The organism is Streptomyces zaomyceticus (assembly GCF_014656215.1).
Lineage (GTDB): Bacteria > Actinomycetota > Actinomycetes > Streptomycetales > Streptomycetaceae > Streptomyces > Streptomyces zaomyceticus.
Genome location: NZ_BNBZ01000017.1, coordinates 90,833 through 105,361 on the forward strand (window position 1 = coordinate 90,833; position 14,529 = coordinate 105,361).

9 protein-coding genes are annotated in these 14,529 nt (G+C 72.4%); 5 read left to right on the forward strand and 4 right to left on the reverse strand.

The features are described 5' to 3' along the window. Positions 1 to 52 precede the first annotated feature (52 nt). The 3 genes from pflB to nirB all read right to left on the reverse strand — a co-directional run bounded on the left by pflB (position 53) and on the right by nirB (position 6,914). The gene (gene pflB, locus IE311_RS22210; RefSeq protein ID WP_189833522.1) at positions 53 to 2,332 is read right to left on the reverse strand and encodes a formate C-acetyltransferase; all 2,280 of its coding nucleotides are present in this window, start codon (positions 2,330 to 2,332) and stop codon (positions 53 to 55) included. A gap of 163 nt (positions 2,333 to 2,495) precedes the next feature. After that, positions 2,496 to 3,917, reverse strand: a complete 1,422-nt coding sequence (locus IE311_RS22215) for an MFS transporter (RefSeq protein WP_229902078.1) — start codon at positions 3,915 to 3,917, stop codon at positions 2,496 to 2,498. A gap of 216 nt (positions 3,918 to 4,133) precedes the next feature. After that, positions 4,134 to 6,914: a nitrite reductase large subunit NirB gene (gene nirB / locus IE311_RS22220; protein ID WP_189833523.1), complete on the reverse strand. Its 2,781-nt coding sequence runs from the start codon at positions 6,912 to 6,914 to the stop codon at positions 4,134 to 4,136. A gap of 451 nt (positions 6,915 to 7,365) precedes the next feature. Between nirB and IE311_RS22225 the strand changes: the two genes are divergently transcribed. The 4 genes from IE311_RS22225 to IE311_RS22240 all read left to right on the forward strand — a co-directional run bounded on the left by IE311_RS22225 (position 7,366) and on the right by IE311_RS22240 (position 11,415). After that, complete coding sequence (locus IE311_RS22225) at positions 7,366 to 8,067, forward strand: sirohydrochlorin chelatase (RefSeq protein WP_189833524.1); 702 nt, start codon at positions 7,366 to 7,368, stop codon at positions 8,065 to 8,067. Positions 8,068 to 8,180: 113 nt separating this feature from the next. Further along, positions 8,181 to 9,386 (forward strand): low temperature requirement protein A, encoded by a 1,206-nt coding sequence (locus IE311_RS22230; RefSeq protein WP_189833525.1) that lies wholly within the window; start codon positions 8,181 to 8,183, stop codon positions 9,384 to 9,386. 26 nt (positions 9,387 to 9,412) lie between these two features. Next, the gene (locus IE311_RS22235; protein ID WP_189833526.1) at positions 9,413 to 10,489 is read left to right on the forward strand and encodes a P1 family peptidase; all 1,077 of its coding nucleotides are present in this window, start codon (positions 9,413 to 9,415) and stop codon (positions 10,487 to 10,489) included. An 83-nt stretch (positions 10,490 to 10,572) separates the two neighbouring features. Beyond that, entirely contained in the window at positions 10,573 to 11,415 is an 843-nt protein-coding gene (locus IE311_RS22240) for a DUF6227 family protein (protein WP_229902085.1), read from the forward strand. A gap of 131 nt (positions 11,416 to 11,546) precedes the next feature. Here the strand turns inward: IE311_RS22240 and IE311_RS22245 are convergent, their stop codons facing one another. Next, on the reverse strand, positions 11,547 to 12,638 hold the full coding sequence (locus IE311_RS22245; RefSeq protein WP_229902079.1) for a glycosyltransferase: 1,092 nt from the start codon (positions 12,636 to 12,638) through the stop codon (positions 11,547 to 11,549). 277 nt (positions 12,639 to 12,915) lie between these two features. Between IE311_RS22245 and IE311_RS37235 the strand changes: the two genes are divergently transcribed. Continuing rightward, a complete protein-coding gene (locus IE311_RS37235; protein ID WP_308439824.1) occupies positions 12,916 to 14,493 on the forward strand; it encodes a hypothetical protein in 1,578 nt (525 codons plus the stop codon). The last annotated feature ends 36 nt before the right edge of the window (positions 14,494 to 14,529 follow it).

Consider the following 14,529-nt stretch of genomic DNA (forward strand, 5'->3'; position numbering starts at 1 on the left):
GCGCCCCGGGGCCGGGGTGAGGGACCGCCGGCCCCGGGGCGCGGTCGGGGGGCTACAGCGAGCCGTGGAAGGTGCGGTTCAGGACGTCGAGCTGCTGCTCGCGGGTGAGCCGGACGAAGTTGACCGCGTATCCGGAGACCCGGATCGTCAGTTGCGGGTAGTTCTCCGGGTGCTCCATGGCGTCCATGAGCGTGTCGCGGTTGAGGACGTTGACGTTCATGTGGAAGCCGTCGCTGGCCATGTAGCCGTCGAGGACGCCCGCGAGGTTCTTGATCCGCTCCTCGGGGGTGCGGCCCAGGCCGTCGGGGGTGACGGTGTTGGTCAGCGAGATGCCGTCCTCGGCGTCCTCGTACGGGAGCTTGGCGACCGACAGGGCCGAGGCCACGTAGCCGTGGGTGTCGCGGCCGTTCATCGGGTTGGCGCCCGGGGCGAAGGGCTCTCCGGCGCGGCGCCCGTCGGGGGTGTTGCCGGTCTTCTTGCCGTAGACGACGTTGGAGGTGATGGTCAGGACGGACTGGGTGTGTTCGGCGTTCCGGTAGGTGGGGTGCTTGCGCACCTTCCTCATGAACTCCTCCACCAGCCAGACCGCGATCTCGTCGGCGCGGTCGTCGTTGTTGCCGTAGGCCGGGAATTCGCCCTCGACGGTGTAGTCGGTGGCGAGTCCGGACGCGTCGCGGTGGACGGTGACCCGGGCGTACTTGATCGCGGCCAGCGAGTCGACGGCGACCGACAGTCCGGCGATGCCGAAGGCCATGGTGCGGCGCACGTCGCGGTCGTGGAGCGCCATCTCGATGCGCTCGTAGGCGTACTTGTCGTGCATGAAGTGGATGACGTTCAGCGAGTGGACGTAGACGTTCGCGAGCCACTCCATCTGCTCGTCGAACTTCGCCATGACCTCGTCGTGGTCGAGGACGTCCGAGGTGAGGGCGCCGGTGGCGGGGCCGACCTGGACGCCGGACTTCTCGTCCCGGCCGCCGTTGATCGCGTACAGGAGGGTCTTGGCGAGGTTCACGCGGGCGCCGAAGAACTGCATCTGCTTGCCGACGGGCATCGCCGAGACGCAGCAGGCGATGGCGGTGTCGTCGCCGAAGCGGGGACGCATCAGCTCGTCCGACTCGTACTGGACGGAGGAGGTGTCGATGGAGACCCTGGCGCAGAACTCCTTGAAGCCCTGCGGAAGCCGCGGCGACCAGAAGACGGTCATGTTCGGTTCGGGGGCCGGGCCCAGGTTGTAAAGGGTCTGGAGGTAGCGGAAGGAGGTCCGGGTGACCAGCGGACGGCCGTCCTCGCCCATGCCGGCGATCGACTCGGTGACCCAGGTCGGGTCGCCGGAGAAGCCCTGGTCGTACTCCGGGGTGCGCAGGAATCGGACGATGCGGAGCTTGATGATGAAGTCGTCGATCAGCTCCTGGGCCCGCTCCTCGGTGAGGAGTCCGGCCTCGATGTCGCGCTGGAGGTAGACGTCGAGGAAGGTGGAGGTGCGGCCGAGGGACATCGCGGCGCCGTTCTGCTCCTTCACGGCGGCGAGGTAGGCGAAGTAGAGCCACTGGACGGCCTCGCGGCCGGTGCGGGCGGGGCCGGAGATGTCGTGTCCGTAGGAGGCCGCCATCGTCTTGAGCTCGCCCAGGGCGCGGATCTGCTCGGCGAGTTCTTCGCGCAGCCTGATCGTCTCCTCGAGGGAGCGGCCGCCCGAGGGGAGGGTGTTGAGCTCCTCCTTCTCCTCCCGCTTCACCTCGACGAGGCGGTCGACGCCGTAGAGGGCGACACGGCGGTAGTCGCCGATGATGCGCCCGCGGCCGTAGGCGTCGGGGAGTCCGGTGACGACGCCGGCCTTGCGGGCGGCGCGGATCTCGGGGGTGTACGCGTCGAAGACACCGGCGTTGTGGGTCTTGCGGTACTCGGTGAAGACCTTCTCCAGCTCGGCCGAGACCGGGTAGCCGTAGGTCTCCAGGGCGCCGGCGACCATGCGCCAGCCGCCGTACGGCATGATCGCGCGCTTGAGCGGGGCGTCGGTCTGGAGGCCGACGATCAGGTCCTTGTCGCGGTCGATGTAGCCGGGGGCGTGGGCGGTGATGGTGGAGGGGATGTCGTACGAGACGTCGTGGACGCCCTTGGCGCGCTCCTCGGGGAACCTGTCCGTGATGGCCTTCCACACGGCGGTGGTCCGTCCGGTGGGTCCGGCGAGGAAGGAGTCGTCACCCTCGTACGGCGTGTAGTTCTGCTGGATGAAGTCGCGGACGTCGACGGCGTCTCGCCAGAGCCCGCCCTTGAAACCCTTCCAGGCCCGCTCGTTCACCGTTGCCTCAGCAGGGGTAGCAGTCACTTCCCGCACCGCCTTCTTCGATTCGTTCGATCGCGTCGTTGCCTGCTTCCATTCCACGCCTTTTGATCGATCATTTCGGTCGGCAATGGTCACCTTCCGGCGGTCTTAGGTCCCGGTCGCGGCATGCGGAAGGCCCCGCCGCGGGCGGGGCCTTTCGCCGGGGAAGGAGGGCTCAGCTGGGCGCCTCGGCGTTCTTGCGGGCGTAGAACCACCAGGTCACGGCCATGCAGCTGACATAGAAGGCGACGAAGCCCCACATCGCGCTGGTCACGGCCACCGAGCCGAACAGGGCCGGGATGAAGAAGAAGCCGTAGGCGGCGACGGCCGAGGTGAACCCGGTGACGGCGCCGGACTCCATTTCCGCCTGCTTCAGCGCCCGGGTGTATTCCGGGCCGCCTTCGTCGAGGCCCGCGAGGTGGGTGCCGCGGAAGATGACCGGGATCTGACGGAAGGTGGAGCCGTTGCCGATTCCGGAGAAGAGGAACGCGGCGAGGAAGCAGAGGAAGAAGCCGTGGAACGAGCCGCCGTCACCGCCCGAGGGCAGGAAGTTGATCACGCCGATGATCGAGACGGCCATGCCCACGAAGGACAGGAGGGTGACCCGGGCGCCGCCCCACTTGTCGGCGATCCAGCCGCCGCCCCAGCGGGCCAGGGCGCCCACGGCGGGGCCCATCCAGGCGTAGGTGGCGATCGAGTAGTCCGGGAAGGTGGTCTTGATCAGCATCGGCAGGGCGGCGGCGAAGCCGATGAAGGAGCCGAAGGTGCCGACGTACAGCCAGGTCATCAGCCAGTTGTGCTTGCGCCTGAAGATGATCTTCTGCCGGTGGAAGGGGGTGGCGGCCACCTTGAGGTCGTTCTGTCCGAACCAGGCGATCGCGGCGAGGACCAGCAGGACCGGGACCCAGAGGAACGCGGCGTTCTGCAGGTATACCGGGGTGCCGTCGGCCTTGTGCTGGGCCGAGCCGATCGCGATGGTCGACCAGGTGATGACGATCGGGGTCAGCAGCTGGACGACGGAGACGCCGAGGTTGCCGAGACCGCCGTTGATGCCGGTCGCACTGCCCTTCTTCGCCTTGGGGAAGAAGAAGCCGATGTTGGCGAGGGAGGAGGCGAAGTTCGCGCCGCCGATGCCGCAGAGGGCGGCGATGGCGACCATCACGCCGTACGGGGTCGTCGGGTCCTGGATGGCAATGCCGAGCCAGATCAGCGGCACGATCAGCACGACCGTCGACAGGGCCGTGAAGCGGCGCTGGCCGACCATCGGGCCGAGGAAGGTGTAGAGGATCCGGGCCGTGCCGCCGGTCAGACCGGGGATGGCGGTCAGCCAGAACAGCTGCGAGGTGGAGAAGCCGAAGCCGACGTCTTTCAGATTGGTCGCGGTGACCGACCACACCTGCCAGACGACGAAGGCCACGAGCAGCGCCGGCACGGCGATCCACAGATTGCGGGCGGCGACCTTCCCGCCGATCGACTTCCAGAAGAGCTCGTTCTCCGGCTCCCAGTCGGTGATCGGCCTGCCGGGGCGGTACTGCTCCGTGTCGTACGAGGCGGCGGGCCCGCCCGTCCTTCTGCTGTCCTGGACTACGGAACTCATGGCGCTTCCCTGACTTCCCTGTTCGGGGCTGACCTTCGAGGCTTTCCTTGCTCCTCCAGGCTGCGCCGCGGGGTGGGGGGTGGGTGAGTGCCGATGGTCGTCGGACGGGCGGGCCAAGGTCGTTCCCTCGGGCGGGCCTTGGTCGGGACCTAGGGCGGGCCTTGGTCGGGCCGGGGGACGGGCCTTCGTCGGGCCCTCGGACGGGCCTAGGTCCCTTCAGGGACGGGCCGGGAGAGACGGCGCGGGCACCGGGAGGACCGGGAGGCTCACCGCCGGGTCGTCGAGGCAGACGCCGGTCCGCAGGTCGAACTCCTGCTTGTGCAGGGGGGACGCCACCACCGGCACCCCGTCCCTGCTGCCCATGATCCCGTTCGCGATGACGTCGGCGCCCGAGAACGGGTCCCGGTTGCCCACCGCGTACACCTCGCCGTCGCCGTCCCGGAAGAGTGCCGCCTCGGTGCCGTCCGCGAGGACCGCGGCCCGCCCCCGGCCCGGCTCGAGGAACTCCACCCCGGTCACGTGCGGCTCGAAGCGGGCCAGGGCCGCCGGGTCGTCGAGGACGGCCCGCCACTCGTCGCGGTAGGCGGCGACATGCCGGTCCATCTGCGCTTCGAGTTCCGCGCAGATCCCGAGCGAGTCCTCGATCAGGACCTCCCGGAGGTGCCCGGTCCCGCCGCCGATCCGCTCCAGCCACGCCGAGGTGCGCTCCAGTCGCTCCCCGGTCCGTACGTAGTACATGAGGAAGCGGTCGATCAGCGCGAACAGTTCGGCCGCCGACAGGTCGGAGGCGAGGAGATCGGCGTGCCGGGGGTCGGTGCCGCCGTTGCCGCAGACGTACAGGTTCCAGCCGCCGGCGGTGGCGATGACGCCGATGTCCTTGCCGCGGGCCTCCGCGCACTCGCGCAGACAGCCCGAGACCCCGCCCTTGATCTTGTGCGGGGCGCGCAGGCCCCGGTAGCGGAGCTCCAGGTCGATCGCGAGCTGCACCGAGTCGCCCTGCCCGAAGCGGCAGAAGCGGGACCCCACACAGGACTTGATTGTGCGCAGCGACTTCCCGTACGCCTGCCCCGACTCGAAGCCGGCCGCGACCAGTCTCCGCCAGACGGCGGGCAGCTCCTCCTTCCTCGCTCCGAAGAGGTCGATCCGCTGACCGCCGGTGATCTTGCTGTAGAGGCCGTGGTCGCGGGCGACCTCGCCGAGGGCGATGAGCTGCTCGGCGGTGATCTCACCGCCGGGGACGCGCGGCACCACCGAGTAGGTGCCGTCCTTCTGGAGGTTGGCGAGGAAGAGGTCGTTGGAGTCCTGGAGGGCGGCCTGCTCGCCGTCCAGGACGTGCCCGAGGCCGAGTTCGGGGGCGAGGGTGCCGAGGACGTTGGCGACGACGGGCTTGCAGACGGTGCAGCCCGCGCCGCCGGAGCCGTACCGCTCGGCCAGCTCGGTGTACGAGCGGATGTGCTCGGTGCGGACCAGCTCGTACAGCTCGGGGCGCGAGAGTTCGGGGAAGTGCTCGCACAGCCCCTTCCGCCGCCGCACCCCGGCGGCGTCGAGGACGGCCTGGAGGGTGTTCACACAGCCGCCGCAGCCCGTACCGGCCTTGGTGCAGCGCTTGACGCCGCCGATGTCGGTCAGACCGTGCTCGGCGATCGCCCCGGCGACCGCGCCCTTGGTCACGTTGTGGCAGGAGCAGACGACCGCGTCGTCCGGGAGGGCGCCCGCGCCGGGAGGCTCCGCCCCGGCCGCGCCGGCCGGGAGGAGGAACGCCTCGGGCGGGCCGGGAAGCCGGCGGCCCGCGTGCGGCAGGAGGGAGCCGTACGCCGCGGCGTCGCCGACCAGGATGCCGCCGAGGAGCTGCCCCTCGGGGCCGAGCAGCAGCTTCTTGTAGACGCCCTCCCGCCCGTCCGAGAACACGATCTCGGTCGTTCGCGGCCCTCCGTCCCGCCCGTCCGCGAACGGGTCGCCGAAGGAGGCCACGTCCGCGCCGAGCAGCTTCAGCCTGGTGGACGTGTCGGCGCCGGTGAACACGGTCGCACCGGAGCCCGCGAGCTGGTCGGCGACCGCCTCCGCCATCCGGTAGCCGGGCGCGACCAGGCCGTACACCCGCCCGTCGGAGGTCTGCGCGCACTCCCCGATCGCGTAGACGTACGGGTCCGTCGTCCGGCAGCGTTCGTCCACGGCCACTCCCCCGCGGTCCCCGACCGCGAGCCCCGCCTCCCGGGCGAGCCGGTCACGCGGCCGCACCCCGGCGGAGAAGACCACCACGTCGGCGGGGAGCCGCCGGCCGTCGGACAGCCTCAGCAGGCACGCCCTTCCCTCGGCATCCGTCTCGACCTCGGCGGCGCCGACCCCGGTGTGCACGGCCACCCCCATCGACTCGATGGTGGCGCGCAGGGCCGCCGCGCCGCCGTCGTCGACCTGGAGCGGCATCAGCCGGGGCGCGAACTCCACGACGTGCGTGGTGAGTCCGAGGGTGCGGAGCGCCCCGGCCGCTTCGAGGCCGAGGAGGCCGCCGCCGACGACGACACCGGTACGGGCCCGCTCGGCGTACGAGGTGAGGGCGTCGACGTCGTACAGCGTGCGGTACGTGAAGCAGCCGGTCGCGTCGGCGCCGGGGATCGGCGGCACGAAGGGGTACGAGCCGGTCGCCAGGACCAGCGCGTCGTAGGGGACGACCGCGCCGGAGGTGGTGGTGACCGTGCGGGCGGCCGTGTCGAGGTGCTCGGCGGGATCCCCGAGACGCAGGTCGATGCCGTGTCCGGCGAGGAACTCCGGCGTGGAGAGACCCAGTTGGTCGGGCGCGGTGCCGGTGAAGACGGACGAGAGATGCACCCGGTCGTAGGCGGGCACGTCCTCCTCGGCGAGCACGGTGACCCGCCAGCCGGGGCCGTCGGGGGCCTCGGGGTCGACGAGCGCGCCGCGCTCGGCCAGCGCCTCCAGGAGCCGGTGGCCGACCATGCCGTGGCCGATGAGCACGAGGGTCTGTGTCCGCTGGGCGGCCATGGCGGTCTCCGTGGGTCGCGTACGAGTTCCGGGGCCTCCCGGACTTCCCTTCCGACCGTAGGGCGGTGGGGTGGGCGTGTCGGGGCCGTGAAGGGCCCGAGGATCCGGGACTTGCGACCCTGCCGGCGGGGCCGAACGGCGCGGCCGCGGGGCGGCGGCGCGGGCTTAGCGTGAACGGGCGGGGCCGCGCCGGCGAACGACACCGTCGCGCGGCCCCCGTGATCGCCGATTCGGACGACCGGGGGCGGCTGGAGGCACGGAGCGCATGAACGGCGGGAACCACAAGAACGGCGGGAACGGCGGGAACAGCAGGAACGGCAGGGACTTCACGGACCACACAGACCGTGCAGACCGTGCAGGCCGCACAGGCCGCACGGATTTCACAGACCGCACAGATCCCCTGCATCCCGCCGGGCGCAAGAACCCCACGGTCACGCGTCCCGTGGCGCGGGTGCGGAGCCTGGTTCTCGCCGCGCACGGGAGTGTCGTGCCCGAGGCCGCCGCGACGGTCGCTCGGCTCGCGGACACGGTCCGCCGGCTGACGGGCGCGCCGGTCGCCGTCGGCCACCTCGACCATCGGGCGCCCTCGCTGCCGTCCGTCCTCGCGGACCGGCCCGGCGCGGTCGTCGTCCCGCTGCTCCTGGGCGACGGCTACCACCGCACGGTCGACGTCCCCGCCGTCGCCCGCCGCTTCGACTGCGCGGTCACGCGCGGGCTGAGCGGCGAGCACGCGGTGTCCCTCGCGCTGTACGACCGTCTGCGCGCCGCCGAACGGGCGGCGGGCGGCCCGGCCGACGCGGTCGTCGTCGCGGGGGCGGGCTCCTCCCGGCCCGGAGGCAACGACGGCACCCTGACCGCGGTCCGGCAGCTGGGCCTGCTCCTGCCGGTGCCGGTGAGCGCCGCTTACTGCTCGTCGAGCACCCCGACCCCGGCGGAGGCGGTCGCGCGGCTGCACGCCCGCGGCTTCCGCCGGGTGGCCGTCGCCACCCATCTCCTCGCCCCGGGCCGCTTCACGCGCGCGCTGGCGGCGCTCCCGGACACCTGGGCGGTCGCGGAACCGATCGCCGACCACGCGCGCGTGGCACGGCTCGTGGCGGCGCGGTACGCGGGGGCGGGCGTGCGGGGTTCCGCGGGCCTGTGGGCGGCCGCCTGAGGCCCCGTAGGCTCCCCGCCCAGGCCCTGAGCAGGGCTCTCTCCGGCCCCCGGCCCGTCCCGATGCGCGTGGCATGTCGGCGGGAGGGCCTCCCGCTCTGATGTGCTGGGGGCATGACACAACCGTTCCTCCCCCTCACCGCACGCTCCCGCGAGGAGTCGCACCGGGCCGCGACGCCCCTGGAGTTGTTCTTCGATCTGTGTTTCGTCGTCGCCGTCGCGCAGGCGGGCGCGGAGCTCGTGCACGCGGTCGCCGAGGGCCACGCGGGCGAGGGGATCATCAACTACGCGATGATCTTCTTCGCCATCTGGTGGGCGTGGATGAACTTCACGTGGTTCGCCTCGGCCTACGACAACGACGACGTGCCCTACCGCGTCGTCACCCTCGTCCAGATCGCCGGCGTCCTCATCCTCGCGGCCGGGGTCACCCGGGCCTTCGCGGAGCACGACTTCCTCGTGGTCTACATCGGCTACGTCGTCATGCGGCTCGCGCTCGCCTCGCAGTGGCTGCGGGCCGCGCACCACGCCACCGATCCCGCCGAGCGGACGATGTGCCGGCGGTACGCGGGCGGGGTCGTCGCCGTGCAGATCGGCTGGATCGCCCTCCTCCTCGTGCCGGAGCCGGCCCGCCCGTGGGTCTTCCTCGTGATGGCGCTGGCCGAGATGGCCGTACCCCTGTTCGCGGAGCGGGACGCGCCCAGCACCTGGCATCCGCACCACATCGCCGAGCGGTACGGCCTGTTCACCATCATCGTGCTCGGCGAGACGGTCGCCGCGGCGACCGTGGCCGTGAAGACCGGCATCGCCGAGAACGACGCCCTCGGCGAGGTGCTGCCGATCGCCGTCGGCGGGCTGCTGCTCGTCTTCGCCGCCTGGTGGATCTACTTCGTCGTCCCCGCCCACGACCGGCTGACCTCCAGCCGCGAGGCGTTCCGTTGGGGGTACGGCCACTACGTGATCTTCGCGGCCGCGGCGGCCGTCGGCGCGGGCCTGGAGATCGCCGTGGAGCAGGCCGTGGGCAAGGCCCACATCTCCACCCTCGCCGCCTCGTCCGCGGTGACGATCCCCTCCGCCGTGTTCCTGCTGTCCGTGTGGCTCCTCCACGCGCGCTACTTCAAGGTCGGCATCGCCCAGCAGCTCGTCCTGCCCGTCTCGGCGCTCGCGATCCTGATGTGCTCGTTCGCGGGCCGCTGGGCGGTCCTGGCCGCGGGAGTCGTGGCGGCGCTGACGGTCGCGGTCGGGGTGACCCTGACGGCGAGGAACCCGGCGACCCGGGTGGGTGCCGGCCCGGGAGCGGGAACGGGTGGCACGGCCGGCTGAACCGGTCCACGTGGTAGGCAGGGGACATGACACAGCCCGAACAGCACGGGACGACGGACTCGATCACCGATGTACGCGGTCTGCGCGTGGGGCACGCGCGCGTGGCGGGCGACAAAGCGCTGAGCGGTACGACCGTGGTGCTCGCCCCGGTCGGCGGGGTCGTGGCCGCCGTGGACGTCCGGGGCGGCGGTCCGGGTACGCGGGAGACCGACGCGCTCGACCCGAGGAACGTCGTCCGGCGGATCGACGCGGTCGTCCTGACCGGCGGCAGCGCGTACGGGCTGGATTCCGCCGCCGGGGTGATGGCCTGGCTGGAGGAGCGGCACCGGGGCGTGCGGGTGGGTCCCGACCCGTCCCATGTGGTGCCGGTGGTGCCCGCCGCCTGTGTCTTCGACCTGGGCAGGGGTGGCGACTTCACGGCCCGGCCGGACGCGTCGACGGGGCGGGCGGCGGTGGAGGCCGCCGACGCGAGCGGTGACCACGCGCGCGTGGAGACGGGCGCGGTCGGCGCGGGCACGGGCGCCGTGGTCGGCGGCCTCCGCGGCGGGGTGGGCACGGCGAGCACGGTCCTGGAGTCGGGGATCACGGTCGGCGCGCTGGTGGTGGTGAACGCGGTGGGCTCGGCCGTCGACCCGGCGACGGGCGCGCTGTACGGGAGTTACTACGACGGGGGCCGGCCCTCCTTCCCCGGGGCTGCGGTGCACGAGGCGGCGGTGCGGCGCCTCGCCGCGGCACGGGAGGCGGCCGCCCCTCCCCCGCTGAACACCACGCTCGCCGTCGTCGCCACGGACGCGGCGCTGACCCGCGCACAGGCGCAGAAGGTCGCCGGCACGGCGCACGACGGCATCGCGCGCGCCCTGCGTCCGGTGCACCTGATGAACGACGGGGACACCGTCTTCGCGCTCGCCACCGGGGCGCGGGAACTGCCCGAGGGACCCGGCCCGCTCGCCCTGAACGAGGTCCTGGCCGCCGGCGCCGACCTGGTGACCCGGGCGATCGTCCGCGCGGTGCTCGCCGCCCCCGGCGGCCGGCGCGGACCGGGCGGCGACTTCCCCTCGTACAGTGAGCTCTACGGAACGCGGTCGGAGACGTACTCCCGGTAAGCTCAAGGGAGTTGGGTGAAATCGCCCGGGACGGGGCGGGAACTTCCCGTACACGCCCTTCGTTTTCCGGAACCCCGGACACGATGTCAGACCCAGGGACTACGTTAAGCAAGCACCAAGTGACATGCGGCGACGGCCTGGAGACCCTCTTGAACGATCCGCAGGATCCTCACGATCCCCACGAGACGACCGAGGCGCACCTCGCGCGACTTCTCGGCCGGGCGCTCAACTCCTTCGACCTGCCCGACTCGACCGTCGAGCGCCTCGGTACGGCGCTCGCACACTCCAGCGCGCTGCACTCCTCGCACCACAGCGCGTCACTGCACCGCGCCACCTACCGCCACACGTATCTGCTGAGCGACGGCTCGGCCCTCAGTCTCTGGGAGCTCACGCACAACGCCGGCCGGGACGGTGCCGAGCAGTTCGAGCTGTACGCCGAGGAGTCGGAGGCCCGGCTCGCCGCCTCCCGTCTGCCGACCGGACCGCTGCCGGGCTGGAGCGCGGAGCACTCCGACGGTCGCGTCCTCGACGAGGACGACGACCTGGAGCTGCTGAGCGCCCTGCTCGCCCGCCCCATACCCGCCCAGCCCCGGATGTACGTGCCGGACAAGTCCGCCGACCACGCGCGCCGCGTCCTGCGGCGCGCGGAGAACGCGGACCGGCCGGGCGAGCGGACGGCCCGCCGGCTCCGGCTGGCCTTCGCGCACCACATCACCCAGGCCTTCGGGCGCCACTGCCCGGCGGAGGGCGGCCGGGGCGCCGGCTTCACCCTCTACGAGCACCAGTTCCTGCTGCTCGACGGCAGCGAGGTCAGCCTCTGGGAGGTCGAGCACACCGCGACACCGGACGGCCGCCACATGTGCGAGGTGTACGAGGACGAGTGCGCGGCCCGCGGGGCGATGGAGTCCCGCTCCCGGGTCCGCTGACACCCGTGGTGCCCGGGCCCGCCCCGGGCACCACGCCGCCCCCGCTGTGATACGTCCGGCTTCCGTACGTCCCCGCTCCCGCACGCCCGGCCCCGGCAGGTCCCGGCTCCTGCCCGTCCCGGGTGCTCAGGTCAGGTCAGCGCCGGGGCGGCGGCCTCGACCAGCCGGCGAATGGCGAACTCACGGTTGGCCCGGGTCTGTTCGCGGTACGCCTCCGGCAGGTCCGGCATCGCGAGAAGCCGTTCGCAGGTGGCCAGCGAAGCGGCGTGGTCGCCCACCCAGTACGCGGTGACCGAGTACTCGAAGAGCAGCCCCCAGCGGTAGACCCACGGCTGGAGGAACAGCAGATCCGCCTCCGGCCGCTTCCGGTCCAGGACCGAGGAGACCACGGCGTGAGCGGTCCGGTAGCGGCCCAGCTTCCGCAGCCGGCCCGACATCTCGTAACAGGCCTCGAGCCGTTCCGGCCGTGACTCCCAGGCCCGCGACAGCGCGTCCATCCCGGCCGGCCAGTCGCCGGAGTCGGCGCGCAGGACACCCGACTGGAGCAGGGAGTAGTAGACCTCCTCGCCCCAGCCGCCCATGGCCGCGCGCCGCTCGTAGAGCGTGACGGCCTCCTCGGTGCGGCCGAGGTCCCGCATCGTCTGCGCCAGATAGAAGACGGTGCGCGGATTCGACGGGTCGCGCTCCAGCTCGGCGCCCAGGAGCCGGGCGTCGCGCTCGAACTTGTCGTGGCGGGAGCCGCCGTCGGCGTAGTCCTCGATGACGAGGGCGTCGAAGTTCTCCTGGACGTGGTCCCGGTCGGCCGTCAGGTACTCATGGGTGACCCCCTCGTACCGCCACGGCAGACCGCCCTTGACCAGGCGTTTGATGCGGTACTCCAGAGCACCCTCGTGCTTGATCATGTACGCGTCGGCGGTGAGCTCGGGCAGCGGCCCCTCCTGCCGGAGGACATGGTCGGCGTCGAGGAGCAGAAGGTAGTCGGCCCGGCCCCGGGCGAGCCCGATGTTCAGGCTGCGGTTGTGACCGAAGTTCACCCAGGGCTCCTCACGGAGCTCACCGGGGATGCCGTCGAGGGCCTTCCGGATCAGCTCCTGGGTCCCGTCGGTGGACCCGGTGTCGGAGATGACCCAGGTGTCCACGAGACCGCGGACGGAGGCGAGGCAGCGCTCGATGACGGCGGCCTCGTTCTTGACGATCATGCACAGGCAGATGGACGGCTTCACGGCAACACCACTTCCGGTGGGGGCGGGAGGAGCTGGCGGGTGGGCGACCCTACGGACGCCGGGCAGGAACACGGCGCCGACGCGCCGATGGGCGGTCCGGAGTTCGCTGTCGTGTACGCACCCAATCGGCTACGGGCGATACGCCATGGCGTTATCCGTGCCACCGAGCCGTCAAGCCGCCACGCCCGCGATCCGATGATCCGACAAAGGGGGCACGCAGGTGCTTCCCCGGACATCACTCGCACCGGCCGTCGAGCCGGTGGAGGAAGGAGCATGCATGCGTCCTGTCACCAGGACCAGGACCCCGCTGGGACCGCTCCCGCGGCGGCGCGCGTGGCTCGGCGGCGGGGCGATCGCCTCGGTCGCCCTCGTACTCACGGGCTTCGCGGCCCAGCCGGCCGTCGCGTTCGGCAAGACCCTCGAACTCGGACCGGCGGGCGTCACCACCGCCGGTCCGGCCCCGGACCACCCCTGCGAGGAGCGGCCCCCGCACGAGCACGACGGCCCGCCGCCGTGGGAGCAGGGCCCCCACCCGCACGACGGCCCGCACCGCACCGCGGACGAGGCCGGGCAGTCGACCGACCTGCAGCAGTTCCTGGACGGGACGATCCGCCCCCTCGTGGAGGGCGCAGGCGACCCGAGCGCGACGCAGCGCGCGATGGCGGGCGGCCACGACGAATGCCAGTCCGGCCCGCCGGGCCCACCCGGCCCCACGGGGCCGGAGGGCCCGACGGGAGACACGGGGGCGACGGGCGCGACGGGCGCCACGGGCGCCACCGGAGCCACGGGAGCGACCGGGGCCACTGGAGCCACGGGTGCGACCGGAGCGACCGGAGCTACGGGTGAGACCGGGGCGACGGGCGCAACGGGTGCGACGGGTGAGACCGGGGCGACGGGCGCAACCGGCGCCACTGGAGCCACCGGCGAGACCGGAGCTACGGGCGCGACGGGTGCTACTGGCGAGACCGGAGCGACTGGGGCCACTGGAGCCACGGGCGCGACCGGGGCCACCGGGGCCACTGGGGCCACCGGAGCGACAGGCGCAACGGGTGAGACCGGGGCGACCGGTGCGACCGGTGCGACCGGAGCCACGGGTGCCACGGGCGCCACGGGCGCGACAGGTGAGACCGGTGCGACCGGAGCGACCGGAGCGACCGGCTCAACGGGTGCCACGGGCTCCACGGGCGCGACCGGTGAGACCGGTGCGACCGGTGCGACCGGTGCCACTGGCGCGACGGGGGCCACCGGTGCCACCGGGGCGACCGGGGCCACAGGCGCAACCGGAGCAACCGGAGCGACGGGAGCCACAGGCGCCACGGGTGCAACCGGAGCGACCGGAGCGACCGGAGCGACCGGAGCCACAGGCGCCACAGGCGCCACAGGCGCGACCGGCGCGACCGGCGCGACCGGCGCGACCGGCGCGACCGGCGCCACCGGCGCGTCCTCCTGCTACGAGATCGACACCTTCGCCCCCTCGAACACCGAGGAGTTCAGCGCCGCCCTCATCAACGGGAAGGCGTACGCCGGTCGGGCCATTACCGCGGGTGGACCGATCACCTGGGTCGACCTGACCGACACCCTGCCCAACGGCCAGCCCTCGAACTACCCGGCGAACGCCTGCGGAATCTCCTTCACGGACCAGGGCAACGACGCCTTCATCAAGGTGGTGACCACTGCCGGAACGGTGTGGCAGACCCACGGGACCACCAACGGCGCGACCTTCAACTGGGTCGAGGGCTGGACGGCCCAGTCACCCATTCCGGCACTGCGGAGCCATCCGGGGAAGGAGTTCAAGGGCGACCTCGCCTTCAGCGGCGAACCGAACCGCCTCCCTCGAACTCTGAAGCGTTCCTGACGGAACGGTGATAACACGAGGGGCGGTGCGAACCCG

Excerpts from the sequence above, each read along its gene's own strand:
- IE311_RS22215 (WP_229902078.1), bottom strand. The coding sequence starts at position 3,917 with ATGAGTTCCGTAGTCCAGGACAGCAGAAGGACGGGCGGGCCCGCCGCC.
- nirB (WP_189833523.1), bottom strand. The coding sequence starts at position 6,914 with ATGGCCGCCCAGCGGACACAGACCCTCGTGCTCATCGGCCACGGCATG.
- IE311_RS22230 (WP_189833525.1), top strand. The coding sequence starts at position 8,181 with ATGACACAACCGTTCCTCCCCCTCACCGCACGCTCCCGCGAGGAGTCG.
- IE311_RS22235 (WP_189833526.1), top strand. The coding sequence starts at position 9,413 with ATGACACAGCCCGAACAGCACGGGACGACGGACTCGATCACCGATGTA.
- IE311_RS22240 (WP_229902085.1), top strand. The coding sequence starts at position 10,573 with ATGTCAGACCCAGGGACTACGTTAAGCAAGCACCAAGTGACATGCGGC.
- IE311_RS37235 (WP_308439824.1), top strand. The coding sequence starts at position 12,916 with ATGCGTCCTGTCACCAGGACCAGGACCCCGCTGGGACCGCTCCCGCGG.